The following is a 24,681-nucleotide window of genomic DNA, read 5'->3' on the forward strand; positions in this document are numbered from 1 at the left end:
CGCGCGACGCGTGGCCCAATACGAAACGGACGTTTCAAAAAAGCACAGTGGCGTGACCGCTAGCGTCGACGTGCTCGCGTCCAGAGCGTGTCTTCTCCTCAACCTTGCCTTTATCAACTGATGCGAAATATCCGTCGTGTGCCGCCTGAAATCTGCCAACCGCACGACTGGCGGGCGGTAGGAACTCAACGCAGCGCTTCCAGGCGGTGTGGCAAATTTTGTCATCTCCACCGCGTCGATAGCTCTGCATGGCCTTCGTGCGGTCCGGGATGAATCCGTTGTCGTCGACGCCCCACAGGCCTTCCCAGAAAAGCCCGAGATTGTGCGCCGCGGCCCTGTGTCCCAGTTCAATCGCCTGCTCATAAAGCGAGCGCGCGCGGCTCACATCAACCTGCATGCCCCGTCCGAGCCGGGGCGCTGTCGGCCAGCGCGGCGGCGGCCATGCCGCGCAGACGATCTTCCGCGGTTCCATCCTTCATCACGTCTTCAAGGATCGCGCGTTACCTCTCTCAAAGTCCGCCTCTCCACCTGTCGGCGTGACCAGGGAAATGGCCATTGTCATTCGCCAGGCTGGATGGCGATTGACGCCAATGCGCTCCAGTAACCAGCGACCCAGACGCGGGGCATGGCTTAATGTGCTGGTGAGTAGCGCATTTGCGATTGCGGCGAGCGACTCGGGTGACAGGAAGCCGGTCTTGTTCGCCGCAATGACGTGACGGGAGAACTTTTCAACATCGAGTGCAGGGTCGGCGCGACGCAACTGATGCCATTCACGCTCGATTGTTCCAACCCAGCTTTCCATTTACATGGTGAGCAATCCGTTGGTGAGAATGCACCTGATTCAGGCTCACCCTTGCCTGTAATTGCAATTTTCGGATTTTGCTGCTGTCCCGCCGTTTCCGGCTGACCGTGAAGAATGCCTCGAGGACGACTGGAATCGCTAATTGGCACGGAAGCACAGGTACCTGTCGAACTTCTTTCCGGCACAACTGTCATGGCGCTTCGCGCGAGGCAGCCAATGGGATCAATTGCCCACGTCACATGGTGGCGCGGCGCGAAACTTGCTCAGCTATCCTTGCGCACACCATACATTGCGAAAGACGGAGAGCGAGCATGGCAGCTAAAGGCAAGATGAGTGACAAGGTGGGGCGAGACCGGCAGGCACAGCAGAATGACGAGGAAAGAACTGTCACGACCGATGTTTCCGAGTCTTCTGACGAAGGCACAACGGTGCGCGAGGCGCGAGTGTGGGAGGATGATCTCTCGCAAATAGCACACAAGCCGGACGATTGAGCATCAGGCCATGGAGCGCGGCTGTGCCGATGTCAGCATGTCCGTCATGGATCGCTGATCGAGCGCTACGTTTTTGACGCACGACCTACGGATCACCAACTATAAGAGATCGTCGTGACTATTTCACCGGGTGCTGCCACGTCCTTTCGTAAATCCGTTATTGATAGATAAGGAGTGCTATTTTGAATCCAACCCATCAGTCCGCCATTGAAGGCGAAGCACAGGTCACGCGCACGAGCACCAAACCCGCCGACGGGCCGGGTCCCGATGTGATGGCTGCTGCGGCACTCGATGGCAATACCGTGCTGAGCGCAGACGGTGACGACGTCGGCAAGATCAAGGAGATCATGCTCGACGTGCACACCGGCCATATAGCGTACGCGGTGCTGGCAAGCGGCGGGTTTCTCGGTATCGGCGGCAAGCTGCTCGCGATCCCGTGGGCCATGTTGACGCTCGACACGTCGCGAGAACGCTTTGTAGTGTCGGCATCGTCCGGGCAGATCAGGAACGCACCTGGCTTCGACAAGGATAACTGGCCGGCGATGGCCAATCCGGACTGGGCCGCCACCGTACATGCCTACTACGGCAGCAAGCCATACTGGAGCCGCCGCACGGAAATACCCGTCGACGAGCGCGGCGACATGCGGATTGGTGAAAGCGTCGCGGATTCGCCTGCGTCGCCAGAGCGAGGGGACGTCAAACTTTAACGCTGGCGACACGTGCATCGCACGGCCTCACGCGAGCGCTGGCCTCCGCAGGTACTACTCAAGCCAGCTGGCCGGCTCCAAGCGACCAAGCAGGATGCGGACAACAAATACCATAACGTCCTGCAGACGATAAAAGACAGGATGCAGGCCTGCCTGGGATAAAAGGCCCTCTCGGTTCAAAAAAGCAGTCTGGCGATGAGCGTGCGAGTCTTGATGACCAGGTGCGTGGTGACGGTAAGCTCCGACGACACGATCGAAACCATCATGGAGAGCTTCGGGTAAGCGGGGTTTCATCACCCCGCGCGTTACTGGACAACCCGCCCCGCGATCATGTGGTGACCTGATATGAACGACAAGCGGCGAAAGATCATCCATGCGCACAGGCAACGCCTCGAAGCGCTGAAAGTCAAGATCGAGGAGCTGAAGGCGGAAGCCGGGAGCATCCGGAGCGAACTGGAAGCCGTCCGTGACGAGGAACAGGAAGCTTTCGACAACATGTCCGCGAGCAGGCAATCCGGCGAGCGCGGGCAAAATGCGGAAGCGTCCATCGACAACCTCGACACGGCCATCAGCGCACTCGATGAAATCGAAGACCTGACGGACTTCGTCGATGCCATCGAAGCACTCGGCGATGCGGAGAACGGATAACGTCTCCACGGTTGTTGCCCGGCTTGGGCGGCGAGAGACCCGGCATCAAGAGACTCCGCCCAGCGCTCCAGGTCGCGTATTTTATGAAAGGCGCGTGACAGTTCCCAAAACAATCCGGTTCCCTGATGTCAACGAAACTGAGCCCGATGCGTTTTGACGGTGGACGACGCAATGATTCGTCGCCTTCCCCCCACTGGAGACTCCAATGAAGAAGCTTGCTGCCGCCTTGATTACATCGCTGTTTGCTACTGTCGCGTTCGCCCAGGCTTCCGCACCTGCTGCGACCGCACCGGCAGCCACCGCTACGGCTCCGGCCACGGCCGCCACGACGCCGGCGCCTGTACACAAGACGACGAAGCACATGCATAAAGTGAGTCATCACGTGACGCACAAGAAGGCGGCGCAATAAGACACGGCCTCGGCGCGAAGTATCAGAACCCTGCTTCGGCAGGGTTTTATGCTTTGAGCGATCGGCCCTGAACGGGGTAATCGTCTAGACCTCGTCAAGGTGTTCGCGGCAGTCGGTGGGTGCGCCTGCATTGGTCTCAACGCTGCCTGATGCCAACGCAAGCACCTTGCCGCCAAGGCATTCGCGGCGGCCCGTGGGCGGGGCCGTCAGAGTGGACAAGCTGGCGCTTGTGCCTCTCAGAATCCCGCAAACGCTGCCTTATGCGAGCGCGAGTGCCTTGGCTCTTCACGTCTTGCGTCGCGCATCGAATGCACGCACTGTGCAGATTGCGATATTGAAAAATTCCGTGACGAGGGTTGTGGGCACGCTTGACCGCCTTTCGGCCCTGGCGGGACAAGCTCCGCCAGCAAGTGAGAGGGCAGATCAAAGCGTTCTACATCAGGCGTGAGCTGACGGGCAGGTCGTCGGCCTTATGCGAAGCTTTCCATAAGGCCGACAAGCGATCCGTTTGATTGGCTACCTCGCGGGACAGAATGGGATGAAGCGAACACCCGTGCCCGACATAAAAACCGTGACGGGCGAAACCCCGACACAATGGCGGGCCTCGTTTCCGCCACGAGGATCTCAGGTTTCGGAAGGCTCGTCGATGTCGATATCGAGAAGTGCTGTACTGATCGACTTGCCATGTGCGTCGAGCGCAAGCGAGCGCGTGACGCCTCCGCCCAGTGCATGCCCGAGCACGAAATTGAATGCGCACAAAAGCGGCAGTTCATGACGGACGACATCGCCTGTCACGACATCGGCGAGGTGTGCCTTGACACGCTCGGGCGTCAGGGTGTTGCGCAGATGTGCGTAATGTGTCGCGTCGAAGCAGATCACGGAAACGTTGAGCGTGTTGCCTTTGTCGCCGGTGCGGCCGTGTGCAAGTTCACGCAGTTTCATCGCTTGCCTCCACGAATGCGAAGACGGGATTGACCTGTTCACGCGGCAGCAGCACAGACTGAACCGCGAGTACTTCGCGGACCGCTTTCGTCACACCGCCGCCGCCTGCCGGTCCGTTGGTGTAGAGCGTTTCGATCTCGTTGCCGATGCGCGCTGCTTCCCTGGCGTTCGATGCGCGGCCCGTGACGCGCACGCGAAGTTCGTACGGATCGTCGTGGCTCGCGGCGAGGCTGTCCCCGTAAAGCGCATTCACGCCGATCAGATCGAAGCGCAACTCGCTCGTACTCACACCGGTGATCGCGAGGCGCTCGCGCACGATATCGAGCGCAAGCCGCGCCCGCGCGACCGCGCCCGGCCCGCCGTAGGAAATCTGCCCTTCGCCGATGAAGCCGTCGATATAAGCGACGGACACCTTGAGCGTGCCGGTGCGCGCCGTGCCGCGTCCGCCCGTCACGCGCACGCGGTCCTTCGCATCCTGTGCGACCCGCACCTGCGTGAAGTCTGCGATGACATCCGGCTGGTAATAGCGCGCGGGATCGAGAATTTCGTAGAGCAGCTGTTCCTTGCACGTCGCCTCGGTCACGCACCCGCCGGCGTGCGGCACTTTGCCGATCACGACGTCGCCACGCGCATCGACTTCGCCAATAGGAAAGCCGAGCCGCGCGAGATTCGGCACGTCCTTGAAACCCGGGTCCGCGAAGTAGCCGCCCGTCACCTGTCCCGCGCACTCGAGCAGATGGCCGACCACGGTAGCCTGCCCGAGCGTGTGCCAGTCATCCATCTTCCAGCCGAATTCGTGAATGAGCGGTGCCGTGAACAGAGACGGGTCCGCAACGCGCCCGGTCAGCACGACATCTGCACCCGCCGCGAGCGCAGCGACGATGGGCGCCGCGCCGACATACGCATTCGCGGAGACGATCCGGTCGGCATACGTGCTCACGTCGTCGCCTGTTTCCTCGAAGCGCAGAGGCGATCGCAGCACGACATCGAGCACATCGTCGCCGGTCACGGCTGCGATCTTGAGACTGCGCAAGCCGAGTTCGCGCGCAATCTGCGCGGTCTTCCGCGCGGCCGCGCCCGGATTGGCCGCGCCCATGTTCGAGATGATGCGCACGCGGTTCTTCGCGGCAACGGGCAACACGGCGCGCATCCGCGCTTCGAGCAACGGGTCGAAGCCTTGCGACGGATCGCGGCGGCGCGCCTGCTGCGCAATGGCGATGGTGCGCTCGGCAAGGCATTCGAACACGAGGTAGTCGAGCGCGCCGTGCTCCGCGAGTTCGACGGCCGGTTCGATGCGGTCGCCCGAATAGCCCGCGCCCGCGCCTATCCTGATGTGGTCTTTCATGACGTCATCCAAACACGATTAAAGCGGAAACACGCCCAGCACGACGCAGGCGATCGTCATCACGATCGACGCGCCGAACAGGAGCGGGAACGTAAATTTCTGATGGTCCGCGAGATCGATCCCACACAAGCCGACGACAAGAAACGTCGCTGGCGTCAGGGGGCTCACGGGGAAGCCGGTGGTCATCTGGCCGAGCAGCGCGGCCTGTCCGACGTGCACGGCCGGCACGCCCAGTTGTGACGCCACTTCCGCGATCACCGGCAGCACGCCGAAATAGAACGAATCGGGATCGAAGAGCATCGAGAGCGGCATCGACAGGACGCCGAGCGCAACCGGAATGTGCGAGGCCATCGCGGGCGGCACGAAACCGACGGCTGCCTGTGCCATTGCCTTCAGCATGCCGCTGCCCTGCATGACGCCAGTGAAGACGCCTGCCGCGAGCAGAATGCCCGCCATCATCAGCGCGGCGCGCGCGTGCGCATCGATGCGCTTTCGCTGCATGTCGACATCCGGATAGTTGACCATCAGCGCGATGCACAGGCCGACCATGAACATGATCGCGGGCGGGATCTTCTCGCCCATCGCGACCATCGTGCCGAGCACGACGACCGTCAGAATGATGTTGAGCCAGAAGTTCTGCGGGCGACGCAGCGCTTCTTCTTCCGGCGTGAGCTTGCGCTCGGGCATTGGAATGGAGCCGTTCGCGCTCGAATAGCCGAGACGCTTGTCCTCGCGCCGGCCGAGCCACCACGCCATGCTGAACACGAACACGAGACCGATCGCCTGCACCGGAATCAGCGGATTGAAGAGCGATGAAATGGGTAGATGCAGCGACGCTGAGGCGCGGATCATCGGCCCCGTCCACGGCAGAAAGTTGATGCCTGCCGCCATCGACACGGCCGCAGCGAGCACGCGTTTGTCCATCTTCAGACGTTCGTAGAGCGGCAGCATCGCGGGGATCGTGACGAGAAAGCAGACCGCGCCGGAGCCGTCGAGATGAATGAGCAGCGCGAGCAGCGTCGTGCCCATCACGATGCGCGTGGGCTTTGTGCCGACCGCGCGCAGGATGCGGTCGATGATGGGATCGAGCGTGCCTGCGTCGGTGATGGTGCCGAAGTAGAGAATCGCAAACACGAACATGCCCACGACGGGCGCCAGACTCTTCAGTCCGTCGATGACGAACTTGCTTGTCTGCAAGCCGAACCCGCCGATGAGCGATGCCGCGATCGGAACGATGATGAGCGCGACGAGCGGTGACATGCGCTTCGAGAGTATCGCCCCGAGCAGGACGACGATGGTGGCGAGGCCGAGCAACGGCAGCATGAACGCGTCTCCGAATCTTGATTTGTAGTGAAGTCAAGAGTAAGTTCGAAGCGTCGATAACACAATTGAAATGATTTGATAGCAGCTATTACGAATCATAATGGATCTGAATCTTCGCGATATCCGTGCGCTCGTTGCCGTGGCCGAGGCGGGCAGCTTCACGCGCGCGGCGGAGCGCCTGCATCTGTCGCAGCCGGCGCTCACGGTGCAGATACGCCGGCTGGAAGAAGCGGTCGGCGCGCGCTTGTTCGACCGCAACAGCCGTAACGTCGCGTTGACGGCGACCGGCCGCGAGCTGCTGCCGCTGCTGCGCAAGTCACTGCAGGACATGGAAAGCATGTTGCGCGATGCCCGAGCGCTAGGTGAAGGGGAGAGCGGTACTGTCCGCGTCGCGTGCTTGCCGACGTTCGCGGCGAGCGTGTTGCCCGAGTTGATCATCGACATGAAGCTCGAGGTGCCGCGCGTCGTCTTCCAGATTCGCGATGTCGTCGCGAGCACCGTCAATGCCCTCGTGCGCAATGAGGAAGCGGACATCGGTCTTACCGGCGGCGAGGTGCTCGATCCGATGCTCGAGGTCCTGAGAACGGGCGTTGACCGGCTCGTCGTCGTGTGTCCGCAGGCGCATCCGCTTGCGAGAAAGCGGCGAATCGGCCTGAACGATCTGGCGCAGGCGCCACTCGTGCTGACCGCGCCGGGAACGAGCGTGAGAGCGGTCGTCGATGCGGCGCTGAGTGAATCGCGCGAGCCGTTGGATATCGCGTGCGAACCGACGTACATGATGACGGCCGTCGCGATGGTACGTGCCGGCCTTGGCGTGACCATCCTGCCCGAGACCGCGCGCGAGGTGCGAGCCGAAGCGGGGCTCGTCGTAAAGAAGATCGATCATCCGGCATTCGTGCGGTCGATCGCGATCGTCAAGAAAAGAGGCAGGACGTTGCCGGCGATAACGGAGAAGTTCGTGAAACTGATGCGCCGAGGCTAGTGACGTAATGAAACAGTCGCGTTTCAGTCGTTCAGTCCCGACTTACAGTAACTCTGATTGAACCGCCGATCGCCTGACCATGTACATGAGTTGGCATTCTCTCATTCTCTCGATGCCTCCGGCGCAGCATCGCCCACGGCGACCAAGCCGTCGAAGTGTCGAGTGACCGGTCCGCCCCTGGAATCTGACGGATGATGAGCCGGAAGTGTTAAACGTCGCCGACGGGTCGCGTGCCGCCGATCGTCGAAGGAGCGCGTGCGGACGGCGCGCGATCCGTTTGCTGCTCACGGGCGATGTGGATCCAGGCGAGAAATGAAGGGGATCATAGTTAGGGCTTTCACACCCTTCATTCCAGGACATTGATTGTCGGGGCAACGACGTTCTAGCATTGTGCGCCAGCGGCGTCCCCGGAACCCACTGTACTATCGTGACCGGCAGGCGTCGCTGTACTAGATAAAGCTGCTTTCGTTCTGTTCGTCAAATCGCCGCTAGAGTGCCTGCAGCGCGCACAATTTCTGACCTAGGACGGGGAGCGCCAATACGCGATGGGCAAGCGCTTAATGACTCTTCGGTACGGGAACTCACGTGCTCCAAACGAAGGGAACGATGGCCAGCGCTGTTCGCGCGCGGTCAGAGGTCAGGCGGAAGGTTCTCCTGCAGATAGATGGAGATGGGTGTCTGAAGCGGTAAGCCCGATGCGGTGCCGCGATTGTAGTGATTAAGGATCACCTCGACGGCACGAATGGCCTCGACGAACGGGCTTTGGTCGAGCACCGCGTCCACGACGCCTTCAATAAGCAGAGCCCTGCTCACCGGACTGAGTTCGTGGCCGATAACGACGGTTGAGTCCTGGCGTTTCATGGCGCGCAAAGCACGTGCAATGCCTTCGTCACCTACCGAAAGGTTGTAAATGCCTTTAAGGCCCGGATATTTGCCGAAAGCCTCGCGCGTGAGGCTTTCGGTGGACCGCTCGTCCTCACGGCTTTCCACCGTTGCAACGACGTCACACGAGGGAAACCTCCGGCGCAGTACAGCGCGGAATGCGCCGTCGCGCTGCTCGTGGCCAAGGTACGTCCGCAGCCCCGCAATGACCAGGATCTGACCGCCTGCGGGACCGACGAACCGGCCCATCAACTCGCCTGCTATTCGTCCGGCACAGCGGTTATCGATACCTACGTAGGCGAGCCGCCCGCAATCCGGCAAGTCGCTCGCGACGCAGACCACCGGAATCTCTTTCGCCACGCGCGATACCGCGTCGACAACGAGCGGATGCTCGTAGGCGACAACGATCATCGCATCGGCCTTCTGGGACACGCGGGCGATCACGCTCGCAAGCGACGGTGGCTCAAGGTCATCGAAGAACGTGACATTGCAGAGCACGCGAAAAGTCTCGAACGACTTCTGGGCCAGCTCAAACCCTTGGCGTAACGCGACATAGTACGGCGACGTTGGCTTCTGGGTGACGATGGCAATACGTAGCCAACGCGCTGACACCTCGTGAAGCGCGCGATCGATCTTGAGCTTGCGCGCCGCGTCGAGCACGCTCGCTTCCTTGGCGCGCGAAACGCCTCCACGACCGTTCAGCACCCGCTCCACGGTTGCGTAGCTGACGCCGGCGGCTTTTGCCACATCGTCCATTGTCGGTTTTCGTCGGCCACTCATGCGCACCCGCTTTTGAGGAAAATTCCTCAACGTTTCGTTTGAGAGCAGAGAATCCATCAACTACATTCTATTCGTCAATCGCGCACGAGACGCCACTCACTGAAAGCGCCGCGGTGACCGCCCCAGCGGGACCTTGACTGCAGGGCGATGAAGAACCTGATCAGGAGACAGCGAACATGGAGACGAACGGATTTCGGATTGCGCGGCGCGTCGTCGCGACATTAGCGGCAGTGACATTGATAACCGCATTCGGCCAGAGCACTGCTGCGGCGGACGAGCGCTTCGTGATGGTCAGTCACGGTTCCGACTCGAACGTTTGGTGGAACACCGTGAAGAACGGCATGCGCGACGCGAGTGAGGACTTTGGCGTGCCCGTCGATTACCGCAACCCGCCAACGGGCGATACCGGCGATATGGTCCGCATCCTCGAACAAGCCTCGGCGCGCAACTACGCGGGCGTCATCACCACGGTGCCTAACCTCGAGATGATCCAGAAAGGCCTGACGGGCGTAAAGGCCAAGCATATTCCACTGGTGACGATCAATGGCGGACCCGACCTTGGCATGAAGCTCGGCGCGATCATGCATATCGGTCAGCCCGAATACGATGCGGGGAAAGCGGCTGGCGAGCGCGCAAAAGCGGCAGGAATCCATAACTTTCTTTGCGTGAATCACGGTGCCGACATCCAGGCTTTGTGGGACCGCTGCAAAGGCTTCGCCGATGCCATCGGTGTCGACTACAAAAAGTCCACGATGGACAGCGGCGAGGATCCCACAGTCATCCAGAGCAAGGTGGCTGCGTACCTGCGCTCACATCGGGACACGCAGGCTGTGCTGGCCCTTGGCCCCGATCAGGCAACTGGCGTACTGCGTGGGATCAATGACGCGGGCTTGAATGGCAAGGTCTACGTGGCGACCTTCGACCTGTCTCCGGACATTCTCAAGGCCATACAGTCCGGGAAAATCGCTTTTGCTATCGATCAGCAGCCGTATTTGCAGGGCTATCTTGCGGTAGCCGCGATGGCCATTGTCGTCCATGACAAGACAACAGATCCTGTGCACATCGTCGCTGCGCTCAAGGACGACAGGAAGGTTGCAGCGCGCCTTGCGAAGTATGACCTGAAGCCTGTGTATACCGGATCGACGGTGAGTTCCGGACCAAGCTTCGTCACTAAAGATAACCTCGCGCCGGTGCAGAAGTACGCCGGCTCTTACCGATAGTCGTCGTGAGGGAGGAACGTGATGAACATCGACATGCATGCGTGGCACCGGGTTCGCATCGACCGCAAAGTGTTGAAGGAACTGTCGACACGCTCAGATGCGCGCGGGCTGTCGCAAGTCGGCGGCTTTCTAGGCCTTGTTGTGGCCAGTGGCGTGCTCGCGTGGTTTTCGCTTGGTACGGCGTGGGTGGTCCCGGCATTTCTGCTGTACGGCACGGTGTTCGCATTCAGCGAGGCAGCGGCTCACGAGTTGGGGCACGGCACGGTGTTCAAGACGCGTTGGCTCAACGAGGCGGCGTACTGGATCATCTGCTTCATGTCCTGGCGCGAACAGGTCTACAGTCGCTGGCTGCACGCGAAGCACCATACGTTCACGCATCTGACGGCTGCACCTTACAAAGATCCGGAACTCGCGTTCAAACGTCCCCTCAGCTATCTGAAACTCTTCACGGACTTCGTACGTGTTTCGCATGGTATCCAGTTTCTTGGCGCAATATGTCTGCATAGCTTTGGTGTTATCACCCGAGCGGCCGAAGAGGTGGTGCCGCCAGCGGAGTACAGAAAAATGTGCGCAAATTCCCGGATACTGCTTGCCTGCTACGTTGCCGTCTTTGTATGGGCAATTCTCGCGAGGAGCTGGTTGCCCATCATGTTCCTGTTTCTTCCGCGTGCTTATGGCACCTGGCTGCACGAGCTGTGCGCGTTGACTCAGCACACCGGCCTGAAAGAAAACGTGTTCGACCATCGCGTATCGAGTCGCACAGTCAAGCTCAATCCGTTCGTGCGATTTCTCTACTGGAACATGAACTACCACATCGAGCACCACATGTTCCCGAGCGTGCCTTTTCATGCGCTCCCGACATTTCACGAGGCAGTGGCCGCGCAAATGCCGACGCCATACGCAGGTTTGTGGTCCGCTTGGCGCGAGATCCTAACTATCTTTGCAAGGCAGCGACACGACCCCGAGTACGTCGTCGTCCGTGATCTCCCGCCGGGTGACCAGGGCGCGGCGGTCGCATGAACGACGCTCACACGCAAATAACAAGGAGCAGCCGATGAAGATTATTGAATGGCATCAGGTTTGTGCCTGTGAGGACATCGATGAAGAAGATGTGCGCGAGTTCGAGCACGAAGGCAACCTCTATGCCGTTTATCACACCCCGACAGGATTCTACGCGACGGCTGGCGTGTGTACGCACGAGACCGCCCGGCTCGCGGATGGTTTTGTTTTCGGTGATGTGATCGAATGTCCGATGCATATGGGGCGGTTCGATATCCCGAGCGGCAAGGCGCAAGGCGCGCCCGTCTGCGTGAATCTCACTGTTTATCCCGTAAAAACAGAGAACGGAGCCGTATTCATCGGATTGGAAAACCGCTGATTGCGCGGGAGGTGAAGCACTGCTTGCGGCGCATCGGCTATTAGCGACGCGATCTTTCGCGAGGGAGTACAGCAGATGAACGGAACAAAGGCAGGTGATCGCGCCGGCGTCACGCGATCCCATTCCCGCGTACCAGGCGCGCAGTGCGGCCAGGGACGCGGCGTCGGGCATGCTGGATGGATTCGTGAGATCCTGCATCGGATGGGTTGGCAGTGCGAACGGGTTGGACATGGTGGGCACCGGCAGGCCGCCATGAGGCGTTGCAAAACGGCAGTTTGTGAATGAAACACAGCTATATCACTAAGAAAAGTTATCTTAATGGCTTGCTTCGCAAGCACATTTTCCGAGAAACTTTCGGGGTCTTTGTGGAGATGGCGGCACCAGGAGCGGGTCGATAGCACCGCGTGGTGCAGCCGTTCCGTTGGCTATGGCTGCGACATCAGGCCGTTCGATGAGGGCGTGGCATGGGTCGCTAGTTACGGCGCGCGGGAGGCGGACCAGTCAACGAAGTTTCGAAGTGGGTCTGTCGGTGATCGGACATTGCTCCCGCCCGCGGGCCATCGCTCCCATACGGTCGCACCTGAGCGACCATCGTCACCGGCACATGGTCCAAATCGCCGGGCAGCCAACACCCATCCCTGGCGATTTTGCCCGCCCAAAGCCCAGCTTATTTCGCAGATAAATCAATCGGCGGTCTATGATTGAATATCTGGCCGTAGTTGGTGATCGTCACCTGCGATCCAGATAGCAGAAGGGCTTGCCAAAACGAGACCTGGTTCGCGGTAAGGACGGGAATCCCGAGAATGTCCTCAAGGGCCTTGACAACTCCCACGGCGCGGAAGCCGTTGCCGCCGATAAAGACAGCCTGTGTGCTCTTGGGAGTATGGGTGCGGACCCATTCAAATAGATCGCCGGGTTGAATGGCTTGCTGATCAGATGGCAGGCCTGCGGGTCCATTGTGAACCACATCGAATCCGCAAGCCTGAAAGTATCGGGCGCCTTGCCGGTCCATTTCTGCCGAAAACCAGGGCGGGCTGACCAATGCGAGCTTTGTTGCGTTGAGGACTTTCAGGGCGACGACCGCGGCGGCACTGGAAATAACGACTGGAATGCCACGTGTGCGGGTCTCGAGACGCTGTTTCAGCAGAGCGTCATCGGCGCGGCCGCAAACGTAGCTACTACTAGTGAACGCGTAGACGATCGCATGAAGAGGCGCTGACGCGAGCAGCTCAGCCGCATCATCGATAAGCGGCGGCTCGGCGAAGGCACGTACAGGATCGTCGGCAATTGTCGTGTCCATAACGCCGCCAGGCTTATAGACTCGTAAGGGAACCCGTGCGGCGTGAATTGAAACGCCTCGCGGCGCCATCGCATTGAATTCCGACTCTGGGTTAACGTCGGCGTGCGGGGTAAGAACGCCGATCCGCGTTCCGCCCCAACCATCGGGCTGCCACATAATCGTCATCCCCCAAAACTCATGTCGTGAGTATCACAGGTGCCATCTGATCCGGCGTTTCACGCAGTAAGTCGAGATGCAATGAGGCGTACTGGTTGAAGCCGACTAGAGAGGGCTTGTCGCGAATAAGGATAGGCTATCCGGAGTCAAGTTGCCGGTCCTGGTCGAAGCGTCCGGGACTCGGCTGGAATCTCAACTAATCCCTCGCCCGCGAGTATGCGATGAGCTACGCAATACCTCACCATCGAGGGTCGAATGGCTGTCTCACAACGGTGAGAGCCGATGACGTTTCATGGCTGATTGCATACGTTGAGCTATGACGACACAAGGCTACCGTTGGCGTTGGGCGAATGTTTTCCGACGGCGGATTTTGGCGAAGGGGTTTGACGCATGCAATCGGCCAGGATGCGACGTTCGTCCATCACTTTGCTCGGCCATTCAAGCGTCCGCTTCGCTCAAGCAGCGGACAAGCATGCTCGAACTTGCTGGGTCGATTTCTCATGGGCGTCACTATGCCGAATTTGCAGAGATGCGCGAGGCGTGGGATCGTCGCAGTCAGGCAAGCAGGTATTCGCGCGCCAACGTGCGCGCGCGATGCAGACGGCTTTTTGTCGCTGGGACCGATAAACCAAGTCGCGCGGCGATCTCGCCGATCGTGAGTTCTTCAAAGTCGCGAAGCAGGAGGACGTCGCGATAGTCCGGCGGCAGCGACTCCAGTGCATCGATGAGTTCACGGCGCAGCGAATCGGTGTCGTGCCGCGCCAGCCATCGATCAACCTCGTCTTCGTTGTAAGGATCGAAGTTCAACGCCTTGCGACCGAGTCGCCTGCATTCGTGGCGTACGACGCTGAAGAGCCAGCCCCGAGAATGCGGCGGCGCGGACCGACTCGAACTTGCGTGCGACGATCAGCAGCACTTCCTGGACTGCATCGCATTCTTGACGTAAAAGATGTTAGCGATATGCCCCTTTTAAACTTGACCGGTGGCTGCAGGCCATGTCAGATCTCTTTGCCCCGGATCACGTTTCGTTTGTGTACGACGTCACCAAATATTCCAGAAGTCCACGAATCCACGTAGACTGATGATATATTGAATATCTAGAAGCTCTCCTGGCTGGAACGTCCATCCCCGCGCGCTATGCGCGTTCATCTCCCAGGTTCCGCAATGTTCGACCCTTCGCTGTTTGGCCGTCTTTCGTTCATGCACGCCGAGCCGGGCAAGGGCCCGTTGTCGCCCGGACGGCATCGGCTGGGAATCGCCGATGAGCGCGACGCGGTTCTGTTCGTGCCGACCGGCCTCGATACACAAGGTACGCAAAGCTCCGTCCCGCTCTTCGTGATGTTCCATGGCGCGGGCGGCTTTCCGGAGAAGGTGCTGCCGTTCATCGAAGAGCACGCCGAGCGCGACAAGTTCCTCGTGCTCGCGCCGCATTCGATGTATCCGACGTGGGACATCGTGATCGGCGGCAGCGGTCCGGACCTCGAGCGGCTGCATCGGGCACTCGCCGAAGTGACGACCCGCTATCGCATCGACCGCAGCCGCCTCGCGTTTGCAGGTTTCTCGGACGGCGCGAGCTACGCGCTGTCGATCGGCATCACGAACGGCGATATCGCGAGCCACGTGATCGCATTTTCCGGCGGCTTCATGTCCGTCTTCACGCAGGAAGGCGTGCCCAAGGTGTTCATCGCGCACGGACTGCGCGACGAACAGCTCCCCATCGAAACCAGCGGCCGCGCGAATGCAGCGAAGCTGAAGTCGGCCGGCTACGACGTGCAGTACGTCGAATTCAACGGCTTGCATGCGATCCAGCCTGCCGTCGTCGGCATGGCAATCCAGTTCTTCCTCGGCTAGCTTGCGCGCAGTCGAGCGCCGCGCCACCGGACCACAACCGATACGAGTGCGTTTATGGACTTTGAAATTCCGGAATCACTGGTGCATCCTCTGCTCGCGATGATCGAATCCGAATCGCCGCTGGCACGACAGCTCAATCAGCACGGTGCGTGTCACGGCAACATGCTGGTATCGAGCAAGCTATTCGATTCGAAGTCGCTGAATACGCTCTATTCGCTCAGCAAGGCGAACAACGAGCGCGCGCTGATGTTCCAGATGCTCGCGCTCGACAACATCTACAACGCGCCGCAGGCACGCACGATTCCGGGCCTCGATCAACTGGTGCCGGGCCTGATCGCATATCTGTCGCGCGATGCGATCGATGGCTGGCTGTACAAGCGCGCGAAGGACGGCACGCTGCTGCCGTGGCTCGTGCGCCGCATGCGTTACGTCGAACCCGAGCAGGGCATGCCGTACGTCGTCGTCGATATGCTGGCGAACACGATGCAATCGGCGAACTCCGGGCACACTGACCCGCACATGCGCCTGTCGGGCATGACGACATCGCTCGTGTTCAACCGTCTCGACATCGCGAACCGCACGATCCCCGAGCTGCTCGCCGAGTTCGGTTTCTACAAGGAGTGCCCGGAATTCAAGCGCGAATACGAGCGGTACGCGCAGCGCTTTCTGGAATTTCAACCGCGCTTTGGTGCGCAGTTCGTCGTGTCGAGAGCGGCGTTTGCCGTCGATGCGAAGGGTGCTGTGGAGTTGACGCGCATCGTCGATGGCGTGAGCGCGAAGTGCGTCAACGATGAGGAGACGCTGGAGCGGCGCTTTCAGACGACAGCCGACGCCGATTTCTGGCGCGGCGCGAATGTCGGCAGCGGCTTCGACGAGGTTCCGCTGCATTGCTACGTCTGCCTGTATCACCTCGAATGGCACCGGAATATCTGGGTGCACGTGCAGAACATGACCGAGTACCAGTACCAGCCGGAACTGCGCGAGAAGCTGGTTCTGCCCGGGCATCATCGCGATCTGATCGACATTCTGACGTCGAAGCTGAACGTATTCGTGCAGGACTTCGTGCCGGGCAAGTCGGGCGGCACGACGATTCTCTGCCAGGGCGCACCCGGACTCGGCAAGACGCTGACAGCGGAGATCTATTCGGAAGTGGTCGGCAAGCCGTTGTACCGCGTGCATTCGGGGCAGCTCGGCACGACGGCGGCATCCGTCGGCGCGACGCTGTCGGGCATCTTGCAGCGCGCGACGCGCTGGGACGCGATCCTGCTGCTCGACGAAGCCGACGTCTACATCCGCCGCCGCGACAACGATCTCGAACACAACGCGATCGTCGCGGAGTTCCTGCGCACGCTCGAGTACTTCAACGGCTTGCTGTTCATGACGACCAACCGGATCGACGATGTCGACGACGCGATCCTGTCGCGCTGCATCGCGAAGATCCAGTACGAGACGCCGCCGAGGCACGACGCGATCCGTCTATGGAAGCTGCTCGCCGAACAGTTGGGCGCGGACATCGACAACGATCTGGTCGAAACGCTGACGAGCGCTTATCCGAAAGCGAGCGGGCGGGACATCAAGGAACTGCTGAAGCTGACGACGCGCTATTGCCGCGCGAAACAGGTTCCGCTATCGGAGCAGGCGTTCAGGACCTGTGCGATGTTTCGCGGGCATGCGTGACGGCGTGCGCGTGCAATGCGCACGCCAGCGGCGCGCGGATGACAGCGTAACGCATCAAGAGAGCCGGCGCCGTTTGGCCCCGGCTCATCTTCACGCATGCGCGTGCGTCACTTCCTTCACGCGAGGTTTTGCGTCGTCAACGGCAGTGCATGAACCCGCTTGCCCGTGGCCGCGAAAATCGCATTCGCCACCGCGGGTCCCACAGGCGCCACGCCCGGTTCGCCGATGCCCGTCGGTGCTTCCGTCGAAGGGACGATGTGCACCTCGACTTGCGGCATCGCGTCGATGCGCAGCACACGGTAGCCGTCGAAGTTGTTCTGCTCGATGCGGCCGTCCTTCAACGTGATTGCGCCATACAACACCGCGCCCAGACCGAAGCCGATGCCGCCTTCGATCTGCGCCGCGATCACGTCCGGGTTGATCGCCGTGCCGCAATCCACCGCGCAGACGACGCGATCGACCTTGACCTTGCCGTCCTTGTCGATCGAGACCTCGGCGATCTGCGCGACGAACGTGTGAAACGCTTCGGCCACCGCGATGCCGCGACCCTTGCCGCGCGGCAAGGGCTTGTTGCTCCAGCCCGCCTTCTGCGCGGCGAGATCGAGCACGGCGCGCATGCGCGGCTGATGTTCGAGCAGATCGCGCCGGAACGTGTACGGGTCCTTGCCGGCCGCATGTGCTGCTTCGTCCATGAACGCCTCGACGGCATAGGCCGTGTGCGAACTGCCGACCACACGCCACCACAGCACGGGCACACCCGTGTGCGTCGTCGACAGCTGGACCGAGATGTTGGGAATCGCGTACGCGATGTTCGCGGCGCCTTCCACCGACGTTGCGTCGATGCCGTTCTTCACCATTGCTGCAAACGGCGTGTCGGCGACGATCGACTGCCCGACGATCCGGTGCTGCCAGCCCACGAGCTTGCCGTCGCGCGTGAGTCCCGCTTCGAGCTTGTGAAAGTACATCGGCCGATAGAGACCGCCGTGTATGTCGTCCTCGCGCGTCCACTGAAGCTTGACGGGCGTGCCGTTCGCGCCGAGCGCCTTCGCGATCGACACGGCCTCGGAGATGTAGTCCGAGCCCGGATTCGCGCGCCGGCCGAAGCTGCCGCCCGCGTACAGCGTGTGAATGCTGACCTGCTGCGGCTGCAAGCCCGCCGCGCGCGCCGCGTTCCCCTGATCGACGGTCTGGAACTGGTCGCCTGCCCAGATTTCGCAGCTGTCGGCCGTGAGCTTGACGACGGCATCGAGTGGCTCCATCGGCGCGTGGGCGAGATACGGGAACTCATAGCTCGCGGAAATCTTGCGCGCCGCGCCCTGGATCGCCTTCGACGCGTCGCCTTCGGTGCGCGCGGGCAGGCCCTGCTTCTCGGCGATCCTGCGATACTCGGCCATGATGTCCGCCGAGCTGCGCTTCTCCGCGCTCGAGTCGTCCCATTCGACCTTCAGCGCATCGCGGCCCTGCTTCGCAGCCCAGAAGCTTTTACCGACGACGGCGACGCCGCGCGGCACCTGCACCACGTCGATGACGCCGGGCACCGCCTTGGCCGCCGACGCATCGAACGATTTCACCGTCGCGCCGAACTGCGGCGGACGCTGCATCACGGCGACGAGCATGCCGGGGAACGTGACGTCGATCGTGAACTGTGCGGTGCCGTCGGTTTTCGGCGGCACGTCGACGCGCGGCGACTGGCTGCCGATCAGCTTGAAATCTTTCGGTTCCTTGAGCGTGACCCGGTCCGGCACGGGCAGCTTTGCCGCTGCCGTCGACAGCGAACCGTATGTCGCGTGCTTGCCGCTCGCGTCGTGATAGATGACGCCCCGCTCGGTGCGCAACTCGGACGCGGGCACCTTCCATTGCTGCGCGGCCGCCGTGACGAGCATCACGCGGGCCTTCGCGCCTGCTTCGCGTAGCTGCATCCACGAATTGGCCATCGCCGAGCTGCCGCCCGTTCCCTGTATCGTGCCGAACGCAAGATTCGCGTAGCGCTTCGCATCGGCGGGCGCGCTTTCGACGCGAACGTGCGTCCAGTCCGCGTCGAGTTCCTCGGCGACGATCGTCGCGATACCCGTGTACGCGCCCTGGCCCATCTCGACGTGCTTGGCGATCACGGTCACGCTGTCGTCGGGGCCGACTCGCAGAAACGCGTTAGGCGCGAACGTGCTGCTTGCCGTTTCAGCGGCGACTGCGCGCCGTGACGTGCCGGCCCATTCGAAGCCCACGGTCAGCGCCAGCGCGGCCGCCGCGCCGGCGCCTTTGAGGAACGTGCGTCGCGACGGACGCTGAACATCAACGATATCGGTCGTCATCGTTTATCCCCTGCGGACCGCATCGGCGGCATCGTGAATCGCCGCGCGAATTCGCGTATACGTCGCGCAGCGGCAGATGTTGCCGCTCATCGCGGCGTCGATGTCGGCATCGGTGGGCTTGGGGTTTTGCGCGAGCAGCGCGGCCGCGGACATGATCTGCCCGGACTGGCAGTAGCCGCACTGCGGCACCTGCAGCTTGACCCATGCGGCCTGCACGGCCTTGGCCGGCTTGCCTTGCAGCCCTTCGATCGTCGTGACATGGCGGCCTTCGACAGCCGACAGCGGCGTAATGCACGAGCGTATCGGCTGCCCTTCGAGATGGACCGTGCAAGCGCCGCATTGCGCCATGCCGCAGCCGAACTTTGTTCCGTGCAGGCCCGCCACTTCGCGGATCGCCCATAGCAGCGGCATGTTGGGATCGGCGTCCAGCGTCGTGGACTTGCCGTTGAGAATCAAAGTGGTGGACATCGATGACTCCGAGTGTGGTTCGGGTTCTGATCGTTCGTGCGCATTGCTTGGCGTTTCGCGAGTTTCGTGGCCCGCGCCATACGGCGCGAGAACTGCGCGGCGGGTGAACTGCGGCGAAGCCCTCGCTGCCGTTGCCGTGCTTTCACAGCCACGGCGCGCGGTGTGCCGGCGACGTATGGGAACCTGTGGAGTGTGACTCAAAGCGGGCGCTTTCTGTTATTCGGAAACTCTGGAAGTCTTGCCTAATCCTGCGGGACCGTTCGTCGGCCGGAGCGATGCAGGAGGCGTATATTCGCCGTATGGCGCATCGATTCCGTCATGATCCCGACGATCAGGAGAGCCGCCGATGAACAATCGATCGTGGAAGTGCTCGCTCGCTGCCATCTGGCTCTTTGCATTCGCGTCGGTGGGAATCGCGCAGGAAGCGCGGGTGATGTCCGGGGAGACGCCCGTTTACGTGTCCGACTTCGAACTCGATGCGGCCAACGTTACGCCGGACCAAAGCCGGCTGAGCAGGGCGCGCCGCCTTGCAGGCAGCGTGTCGCCGCTGCACCTGACACAGCAGGACCCGCAGGCGAAGTCCCAGCAGATCGTAGCCGAGATGTCCGATACCTTGACTGCCGATCTGCGGAGCAAAGGCGTCGATGCGCGCCGTCTTCCCGGCGGCGCTGAAGTGCCTGCGCAAGGCTTGCTGGTGCGAGGCGTTTTCCTGAGCGTGGACGAGGGCAACCGCGTGCGGCGCGCCGTGGTGGGCTTCGGCGCGGGACAAGGCAAGATCGAACTCGCGATCGCCATCGATGCGCTGCCCAATCCGACGCCGCAACCGCTTTATCAGGAGATTGAAGGTCAATCGGGCAAGCACGCGCCGGGCGCCATGGTCAAGCTCAATCCCTATGTGGCAGCGGCAAGGTATGTGATGGCGGGCAACGACGAGAAGGCAAACATCAAAGAGGTTGCGGGACAGGTCGCCGATGCTGTCGTCGCGCGAATGAAAGGGCACGCCGAAGCGCCGCAGCAGTGAGCGCGGCGCTCCGGCTAACGCGCGTTCTCAGACCCGCCACGCCTCGCCGTCAGGAAAGCCGTGCTTGTCGAGCGACGCGGCCTTCATTTCGATGCTGTAGCCCGGGCGGTGCGGCGGCATGTAGTGGCCGTTGCGGATCACGACGGGATCGACGAAGTGCTCGTGCAGATGATCGACGTATTCGAGCACCCGGTTTTCCAGCGAAGCCGACACGCAGATATAGTCGAACAGCGAAATATGCTGGACGTACTCGCACAATCCGACGCCGCCCGCATGCGGACACACGGGCACGCCGAACTTCGCCGCCATCAGCAGCACGAGGATCACCTCGTTGAGTCCGCCGAGCCGGCAGCTATCCACCTGACAGAAATCGATGGCCTGCGCCTGCAACAACTGCTTGAACATCACGCGGTTGTGGCAATGCTCGCCTGTCGCGACGCCGATGGGATGAAGGCGCTGGCGGATCGCCGCGTGGCCGAGAATGTCGTCGGGGCTCGTCGGCTCCTCGATCCACCACGGATCGAACTCCGCGAGACGCCGCATGTTCGCGACGGCTTCGTCGACTTCCCACACCTGATTCGCGTCCATCATCAGCTTCAGGTTCTCGCCGATCTCCTCGCGCAATATTCGCGCGCGCCGCACATCTTCTTCGAGATTGCCGCCCACTTTCTGCTTGAAGTGCGTCCAGCCCTGCGCGACGCCTTCGCGCGCGAGCCGGCGGATCTTGTCGTCGTCGTAGCCGAGCCAGCCGGCCGACGTCGTGTACGCGGGATAGCCGTGCGCGCGCATTTCCTTTTCGCGCTCGCCTTTCGTGCTCGCGTGACGATGCAGCATCGAGATGGCTTCGTGCGGCGTGATCGCGTCCGTCACATAGCGAAAGTCGAGACAGCGCACGAGTTCTTCCGGGCTCATGTCGACGAGCAGCTTCCACACGGGCTTGCCTTCCGCCTTCGCCCACAGGTCCCACACCGCGTTCACGACGGCCGCCGTCGCCAGATGGATCGCACCTTTGTCCGGACCGATCCAACGCAGTTGACTATCCGATGTCACCTCGCGCCAGAAAGCGCCCATGTTCGCGGCGATATCTTCGAGGCGCTTGCCGATGACGAGCGGCGCCAATGCATTGACGGCCGCCACGCAGATTTCATTGCCGCGTCCGATCGTGAACGTGAGGCCATGGCCCGCGAGCCCTTTCGGTGAATCGGTTTCGAGCGTGACGTAAGTGGCGGAGTAGTCCGGCGCGGCGTTCATCGCGTCGGAGCCATCAAGGGAACGCGAAGTGGGAAAGCGGATGTCCCGAACGGACAGCCTGGTGATCGTGGTCATCTGAGCAACCTCCGGGGGCGATGGCTATCGGCTTCCGTCTGCGAAGAATGACGGACCGGCTCGAGCATGCAAGCGCCACGTAAGCCCCGGTAAGGGAAATCACCGAGCGTATTCACCAGGCGTTTGCACGCGTTGACAACACTTCATTCACTTCCTAGCATGCTAGCATGTCTTAAGGAAATCAAGCGCGCCGTGAGCTCTTCATCCGATGCAGCGAGTGCCGTCAGCAATCCGTATGACGCATTGCCGAAGATCAGGGGCGGCGAGCGGGGCAGCCTGACCGACGCAGTCGAACAGGCGCTGAGAGAAGCGATCGTGACGCTGGTGCTGGAACCGGGGATGATGATCGACAAGATGGCGGTCTGCGAACGGATGGGCGTATCGCGCTTTCCGGTTTCCGCTGCGTTGGCAAGGCTCGCGCATGCGGGCCTCGTCGAAGTGCTTCCGCAGCGCGGCACGCGCGTCAAGCCGATCGCGCTCGACGACATCCGTCAGCATCTGTTCATCCGTAGCGCGCTCGAAGTCGAGACCGTGCGCGGCGTCGCGCTGATGCACGACAAGGCGACACTCGATGCACTGGCAATCAATCTCGACGAGCAGCGCACAGCAGTCAAAAGTGGCGAACGTCTCGCGTTTCATGTACTCGATCTGGCTTTTCACGAAGTTCTGCTCGACGCCGTCAATTTGCCGCGAGTGAAGGAAATCGTCGCGGTGTCGCGCAATGCACTCGATCGCGCGAGGCAATTGCTCGCGAGTCCCGAGCGGCTTGTGCATACGCTCGAGGAGCACGAGATCATCTTCGAAGCGATTCGCAGCGGAAAGGCCGACGCGGCGGCGAAAGCGATGCACGGTCATCTCGATCAGGTGGTTGCGGAGCTGCGCCGGTCCGCGAAGGAAAGGCCGGATCTTTTCGGGCCGTAACGACTCACACGATGATGAATCCGTGCACCTGAACGACTTTTATGCAGCGCCAAAGCTCGCTGCATGGGATCAAGGGGGTCCCGGTAATGTGTCTGGCTTTTCGTTTTGTTTCCGGTCCTGAAAGACAACGACGACCAGCGCTTCTCCCGTCCGCTTCCCGCGACGAGGCCATTGGCCGTCGCGCCGGAGCCCGTGGTCGTCAGCCATTTGTCGGCAGGTTCGCGCGATGACACCGCTCATTTCCGTCAACAAGCTTAGCAAGAGCTTTCCGGGTGTAAGGGCGCTTCATGAAGTTCAGTTCGAACTCATGGCGGGCGAAGTCCATGCGCTAATGGGCGAGAACGGCGCCGGCAAGTCGACGCTGATGAAAATTCTCGCGGGCGTCTATACGCGCGATTCGGGCGAGATTCTCTATGACGGCAAGCCCGTCGAGTTCACGTGGCCGCGCGAGGCGCAGGCCGTGGGCATCGGCATCATTCATCAGGAACTGCAACTGATGAATCATCTGACCGTTGCGCAGAACATTTTCATCGGACGCGAGCCGCGTGGGCGGCTCGGCCTGTTCCTCGACGAAGACAGGCTCAATGCGCAAGCAGCCGATATTCTCGCGCGTATGCACGTGCGGCTCGATCCGCGCACCGTGGTCGGCACGCTGACAGTCGCGAGTCAGCAGATGGTCGAGATCGCGAAAGCATTGTCCTTCGATTCGCGCGTGCTGATCATGGACGAGCCCACTTCCGCGCTTAACGACGCCGAGATCGCCGAACTCTTTCGCATCATCCGCCAGTTGAAGGACAGAGGTGTGGGAATCATCTACATCTCGCACAAGATGGATGAGCTGAAGCAGATTTCCGATCGCGTCACGGTGCTGCGCGATGGCGAATATGTTGCGACGGTGGCCACGGCCGACACCAGCGTCCAGGCGATCATCGGCATGATGGTGGGACGCACGCTGGCCGACGTGACGCCGACGCACGGGACCACGAAGAAGGGCGATATCGCGCTCGAAGTGAGACACCTGAACGCAGGCCCGCTCGTCAAGGACGTGAGCTTCACGCTTCGCAAAGGCGAGATATTGGGCTTTGCCGGCCTGATGGGCGCGGGCCGCACCGAGGTCGCGCGCGCGGTGTTCGGCGCCGATCCCATCGAAGCCGGCGAGATCGTCGTGAACGGTGTAAAGGCGGTGATCAAAAGGCCAAGCGACGCGGTGGCGCGCGGCATCGGCTATCTGTCGGAGGACCGCAAGCGCTTCGGCCTCGCAACGGGGATGGACGTCGAATCGAACATCGTGATGTCCGACCTCGGCAAGTTTCTGTCCTTCAACTTTTTCCTTCGCCGCGCGCAGATGCGCAAGGCAGCATCCCGCTTCATCAGTCTGCTTGCGATCCGCACACCTTCGCCGACACAGCCTGTGCGGCTTCTTTCTGGCGGCAACCAGCAGAAGATCGTGATTGCGAAATGGCTCGAACGGGACTGCGACGTGCTCTTCTTCGACGAACCGACGCGCGGCATCGACGTCGGCGCCAAGAGCGAAATCTACAAGCTGCTGCGCTCGCTTGCCGAGCAAGGCAAGGCGATTGTGATGATCTCGTCGGAATTGCCGGAAATCCTGCGCATGAGCGACCGCATCGTGGTGATGTGCGAAGGCCGCATCACGGGCGAACTGTCCGCGAGCGAAGCGACGCAAGAGCGCATCATGCATCTCGCGACGCTGCGCGAAACCCTGAAAGTAGCCTGATCCTC

Annotated in this window: 24 protein-coding genes; 13 read left to right on the forward strand and 11 right to left on the reverse strand. The window is 61.4% G+C overall.

What is annotated here, in order from left to right:
* Positions 1-34: 34 nt before the first annotated feature.
* Entirely contained in the window at positions 35-397 is a 363-nt protein-coding gene (locus AB4Y32_RS21120; RefSeq protein WP_368723206.1) for a hypothetical protein, read from the reverse strand.
* Between the two features lie 81 nt (positions 398-478).
* The gene (locus AB4Y32_RS21125) at positions 479-802 is read right to left on the reverse strand and encodes a hypothetical protein (protein WP_368723207.1); all 324 of its coding nucleotides are present in this window, start codon (positions 800-802) and stop codon (positions 479-481) included.
* A gap of 311 nt (positions 803-1,113) precedes the next feature.
* On the opposite strand from AB4Y32_RS21125, the gene AB4Y32_RS21130 reads away from it, so the two are divergent.
* From AB4Y32_RS21130 to AB4Y32_RS21145, 4 genes are all read left to right on the forward strand, one after another.
* Positions 1,114-1,293 carry a hypothetical protein gene (locus tag AB4Y32_RS21130; protein ID WP_368723208.1) on the forward strand — a complete coding sequence of 60 codons (180 nt, stop codon included), beginning with the start codon at positions 1,114-1,116 and terminating at the stop codon, positions 1,291-1,293.
* 182 nt (positions 1,294-1,475) lie between these two features.
* Positions 1,476-2,000, forward strand: a complete 525-nt coding sequence (locus AB4Y32_RS21135) for a PRC-barrel domain-containing protein (RefSeq protein ID WP_439899816.1) — start codon at positions 1,476-1,478, stop codon at positions 1,998-2,000.
* A gap of 345 nt (positions 2,001-2,345) precedes the next feature.
* Complete coding sequence (locus AB4Y32_RS21140; protein WP_368723209.1) at positions 2,346-2,648, forward strand: hypothetical protein; 303 nt, start codon at positions 2,346-2,348, stop codon at positions 2,646-2,648.
* A 205-nt stretch (positions 2,649-2,853) separates the two neighbouring features.
* A complete protein-coding gene (locus AB4Y32_RS21145) occupies positions 2,854-3,057 on the forward strand; it encodes a hypothetical protein (RefSeq protein ID WP_368723210.1) in 204 nt (67 codons plus the stop codon).
* 624 nt (positions 3,058-3,681) lie between these two features.
* Here the strand turns inward: AB4Y32_RS21145 and AB4Y32_RS21150 are convergent.
* Genes AB4Y32_RS21150 through AB4Y32_RS21160 form a run of 3 tightly spaced genes read right to left on the reverse strand, consistent with a single transcriptional unit; the run spans position 3,682 to position 6,667 of the window.
* Positions 3,682-3,999 (reverse strand): AtuA-related protein, encoded by a 318-nt coding sequence (locus AB4Y32_RS21150; protein ID WP_368723211.1) that lies wholly within the window; start codon positions 3,997-3,999, stop codon positions 3,682-3,684.
* On the reverse strand, positions 3,986-5,344 hold the full coding sequence (locus AB4Y32_RS21155; protein WP_368723212.1) for an acyclic terpene utilization AtuA family protein: 1,359 nt from the start codon (positions 5,342-5,344) through the stop codon (positions 3,986-3,988). Before AB4Y32_RS21155 ends, AB4Y32_RS21150 begins: the two co-directional genes overlap by 14 nt.
* Before the next feature lie 18 nt (positions 5,345-5,362).
* The gene (locus AB4Y32_RS21160; protein WP_368723213.1) at positions 5,363-6,667 is read right to left on the reverse strand and encodes a CitMHS family transporter; all 1,305 of its coding nucleotides are present in this window, start codon (positions 6,665-6,667) and stop codon (positions 5,363-5,365) included.
* A 100-nt stretch (positions 6,668-6,767) separates the two neighbouring features.
* On the opposite strand from AB4Y32_RS21160, the gene AB4Y32_RS21165 reads away from it, so the two are divergent.
* Positions 6,768-7,649, forward strand: a complete 882-nt coding sequence (locus tag AB4Y32_RS21165) for a LysR family transcriptional regulator (protein WP_368723214.1) — start codon at positions 6,768-6,770, stop codon at positions 7,647-7,649.
* Between the two features lie 630 nt (positions 7,650-8,279).
* Here the strand turns inward: AB4Y32_RS21165 and AB4Y32_RS21170 are convergent.
* Positions 8,280-9,368 (reverse strand): LacI family DNA-binding transcriptional regulator, encoded by a 1,089-nt coding sequence (locus AB4Y32_RS21170; protein WP_368723215.1) that lies wholly within the window; start codon positions 9,366-9,368, stop codon positions 8,280-8,282.
* Positions 9,369-9,487: 119 nt separating this feature from the next.
* On the opposite strand from AB4Y32_RS21170, the gene AB4Y32_RS21175 reads away from it, so the two are divergent.
* Genes AB4Y32_RS21175 through AB4Y32_RS21185 form a run of 3 tightly spaced genes read left to right on the forward strand, consistent with a single transcriptional unit; the run spans position 9,488 to position 11,909 of the window.
* The gene (locus tag AB4Y32_RS21175) at positions 9,488-10,531 is read left to right on the forward strand and encodes a sugar ABC transporter substrate-binding protein (RefSeq protein ID WP_368723216.1); all 1,044 of its coding nucleotides are present in this window, start codon (positions 9,488-9,490) and stop codon (positions 10,529-10,531) included.
* 21 nt (positions 10,532-10,552) lie between these two features.
* Positions 10,553-11,551, forward strand: coding sequence for a fatty acid desaturase (locus AB4Y32_RS21180; protein WP_368723217.1), 999 nt, complete (start codon positions 10,553-10,555; stop codon positions 11,549-11,551).
* A 34-nt stretch (positions 11,552-11,585) separates the two neighbouring features.
* A complete protein-coding gene (locus AB4Y32_RS21185) occupies positions 11,586-11,909 on the forward strand; it encodes a non-heme iron oxygenase ferredoxin subunit (RefSeq protein ID WP_368723218.1) in 324 nt (107 codons plus the stop codon).
* Between the two features lie 667 nt (positions 11,910-12,576).
* Here the strand turns inward: AB4Y32_RS21185 and AB4Y32_RS21190 are convergent.
* Positions 12,577-13,209 (reverse strand): hypothetical protein, encoded by a 633-nt coding sequence (locus tag AB4Y32_RS21190; protein ID WP_368723219.1) that lies wholly within the window; start codon positions 13,207-13,209, stop codon positions 12,577-12,579.
* A gap of 711 nt (positions 13,210-13,920) precedes the next feature.
* Positions 13,921-14,172 (reverse strand): RNA polymerase sigma factor, encoded by a 252-nt coding sequence (locus AB4Y32_RS21195; protein ID WP_368723220.1) that lies wholly within the window; start codon positions 14,170-14,172, stop codon positions 13,921-13,923.
* A gap of 357 nt (positions 14,173-14,529) precedes the next feature.
* On the opposite strand from AB4Y32_RS21195, the gene AB4Y32_RS21200 reads away from it, so the two are divergent.
* Positions 14,530-15,216, forward strand: a complete 687-nt coding sequence (locus tag AB4Y32_RS21200) for an alpha/beta hydrolase (protein WP_368723221.1) — start codon at positions 14,530-14,532, stop codon at positions 15,214-15,216.
* Between the two features lie 54 nt (positions 15,217-15,270).
* Complete coding sequence (locus AB4Y32_RS21205; protein WP_368723222.1) at positions 15,271-16,893, forward strand: AAA family ATPase; 1,623 nt, start codon at positions 15,271-15,273, stop codon at positions 16,891-16,893.
* 116 nt (positions 16,894-17,009) lie between these two features.
* Here AB4Y32_RS21205 and AB4Y32_RS21210 read toward each other — a convergent pair whose 3' ends face one another.
* Entirely contained in the window at positions 17,010-19,202 is a 2,193-nt protein-coding gene (locus AB4Y32_RS21210) for a xanthine dehydrogenase family protein molybdopterin-binding subunit (protein ID WP_368723223.1), read from the reverse strand.
* A gap of 3 nt (positions 19,203-19,205) precedes the next feature.
* Positions 19,206-19,670, reverse strand: a complete 465-nt coding sequence (locus AB4Y32_RS21215; protein ID WP_368723224.1) for a (2Fe-2S)-binding protein — start codon at positions 19,668-19,670, stop codon at positions 19,206-19,208.
* A 346-nt stretch (positions 19,671-20,016) separates the two neighbouring features.
* On the opposite strand from AB4Y32_RS21215, the gene AB4Y32_RS21220 reads away from it, so the two are divergent.
* Positions 20,017-20,691, forward strand: coding sequence for a DUF4410 domain-containing protein (locus tag AB4Y32_RS21220; protein ID WP_368723225.1), 675 nt, complete (start codon positions 20,017-20,019; stop codon positions 20,689-20,691).
* Positions 20,692-20,718: 27 nt separating this feature from the next.
* Here AB4Y32_RS21220 and AB4Y32_RS21225 read toward each other — a convergent pair whose 3' ends face one another.
* Positions 20,719-22,017, reverse strand: coding sequence for an L-fuconate dehydratase (locus AB4Y32_RS21225; RefSeq protein ID WP_368723226.1), 1,299 nt, complete (start codon positions 22,015-22,017; stop codon positions 20,719-20,721).
* A gap of 159 nt (positions 22,018-22,176) precedes the next feature.
* Here AB4Y32_RS21225 and AB4Y32_RS21230 point away from each other — a divergent pair, with 159 nt between their 5' ends.
* Both AB4Y32_RS21230 and AB4Y32_RS21235 read left to right on the forward strand, forming a co-directional pair.
* On the forward strand, positions 22,177-22,938 hold the full coding sequence (locus tag AB4Y32_RS21230) for a GntR family transcriptional regulator (RefSeq protein WP_368723227.1): 762 nt from the start codon (positions 22,177-22,179) through the stop codon (positions 22,936-22,938).
* Between the two features lie 226 nt (positions 22,939-23,164).
* Positions 23,165-24,676, forward strand: coding sequence for a sugar ABC transporter ATP-binding protein (locus tag AB4Y32_RS21235; RefSeq protein ID WP_368723228.1), 1,512 nt, complete (start codon positions 23,165-23,167; stop codon positions 24,674-24,676).
* Positions 24,677-24,681: the final 5 nt, after the last annotated feature.

Origin of the sequence: Paraburkholderia phymatum, from assembly GCF_040965635.1 — a bacterium.
In the GTDB taxonomy this organism is placed as follows: domain Bacteria; phylum Pseudomonadota; class Gammaproteobacteria; order Burkholderiales; family Burkholderiaceae; genus Paraburkholderia; species Paraburkholderia phymatum_B.

Excerpts from the sequence above, each read along its gene's own strand:
- AB4Y32_RS21120 (WP_368723206.1), bottom strand. The coding sequence starts at position 397 with ATGCAGGTTGATGTGAGCCGCGCGCGCTCGCTTTATGAGCAGGCGATT.
- AB4Y32_RS21125 (WP_368723207.1), bottom strand. The coding sequence starts at position 802 with ATGGAAAGCTGGGTTGGAACAATCGAGCGTGAATGGCATCAGTTGCGT.
- AB4Y32_RS21130 (WP_368723208.1), top strand. The coding sequence starts at position 1,114 with ATGGCAGCTAAAGGCAAGATGAGTGACAAGGTGGGGCGAGACCGGCAG.
- AB4Y32_RS21140 (WP_368723209.1), top strand. The coding sequence starts at position 2,346 with ATGAACGACAAGCGGCGAAAGATCATCCATGCGCACAGGCAACGCCTC.
- AB4Y32_RS21145 (WP_368723210.1), top strand. The coding sequence starts at position 2,854 with ATGAAGAAGCTTGCTGCCGCCTTGATTACATCGCTGTTTGCTACTGTC.
- AB4Y32_RS21150 (WP_368723211.1), bottom strand. The coding sequence starts at position 3,999 with ATGAAACTGCGTGAACTTGCACACGGCCGCACCGGCGACAAAGGCAAC.
- AB4Y32_RS21155 (WP_368723212.1), bottom strand. The coding sequence starts at position 5,344 with ATGAAAGACCACATCAGGATAGGCGCGGGCGCGGGCTATTCGGGCGAC.
- AB4Y32_RS21160 (WP_368723213.1), bottom strand. The coding sequence starts at position 6,667 with ATGCTGCCGTTGCTCGGCCTCGCCACCATCGTCGTCCTGCTCGGGGCG.
- AB4Y32_RS21165 (WP_368723214.1), top strand. The coding sequence starts at position 6,768 with ATGGATCTGAATCTTCGCGATATCCGTGCGCTCGTTGCCGTGGCCGAG.
- AB4Y32_RS21170 (WP_368723215.1), bottom strand. The coding sequence starts at position 9,368 with ATGGATTCTCTGCTCTCAAACGAAACGTTGAGGAATTTTCCTCAAAAG.
- AB4Y32_RS21175 (WP_368723216.1), top strand. The coding sequence starts at position 9,488 with ATGGAGACGAACGGATTTCGGATTGCGCGGCGCGTCGTCGCGACATTA.
- AB4Y32_RS21180 (WP_368723217.1), top strand. The coding sequence starts at position 10,553 with ATGAACATCGACATGCATGCGTGGCACCGGGTTCGCATCGACCGCAAA.
- AB4Y32_RS21185 (WP_368723218.1), top strand. The coding sequence starts at position 11,586 with ATGAAGATTATTGAATGGCATCAGGTTTGTGCCTGTGAGGACATCGAT.
- AB4Y32_RS21190 (WP_368723219.1), bottom strand. The coding sequence starts at position 13,209 with ATGGACACGACAATTGCCGACGATCCTGTACGTGCCTTCGCCGAGCCG.
- AB4Y32_RS21200 (WP_368723221.1), top strand. The coding sequence starts at position 14,530 with ATGTTCGACCCTTCGCTGTTTGGCCGTCTTTCGTTCATGCACGCCGAG.
- AB4Y32_RS21205 (WP_368723222.1), top strand. The coding sequence starts at position 15,271 with ATGGACTTTGAAATTCCGGAATCACTGGTGCATCCTCTGCTCGCGATG.
- AB4Y32_RS21210 (WP_368723223.1), bottom strand. The coding sequence starts at position 19,202 with ATGACGACCGATATCGTTGATGTTCAGCGTCCGTCGCGACGCACGTTC.
- AB4Y32_RS21215 (WP_368723224.1), bottom strand. The coding sequence starts at position 19,670 with ATGTCCACCACTTTGATTCTCAACGGCAAGTCCACGACGCTGGACGCC.
- AB4Y32_RS21220 (WP_368723225.1), top strand. The coding sequence starts at position 20,017 with ATGAACAATCGATCGTGGAAGTGCTCGCTCGCTGCCATCTGGCTCTTT.
- AB4Y32_RS21225 (WP_368723226.1), bottom strand. The coding sequence starts at position 22,017 with ATGACCACGATCACCAGGCTGTCCGTTCGGGACATCCGCTTTCCCACT.
- AB4Y32_RS21230 (WP_368723227.1), top strand. The coding sequence starts at position 22,177 with ATGCTAGCATGTCTTAAGGAAATCAAGCGCGCCGTGAGCTCTTCATCC.
- AB4Y32_RS21235 (WP_368723228.1), top strand. The coding sequence starts at position 23,165 with ATGACACCGCTCATTTCCGTCAACAAGCTTAGCAAGAGCTTTCCGGGT.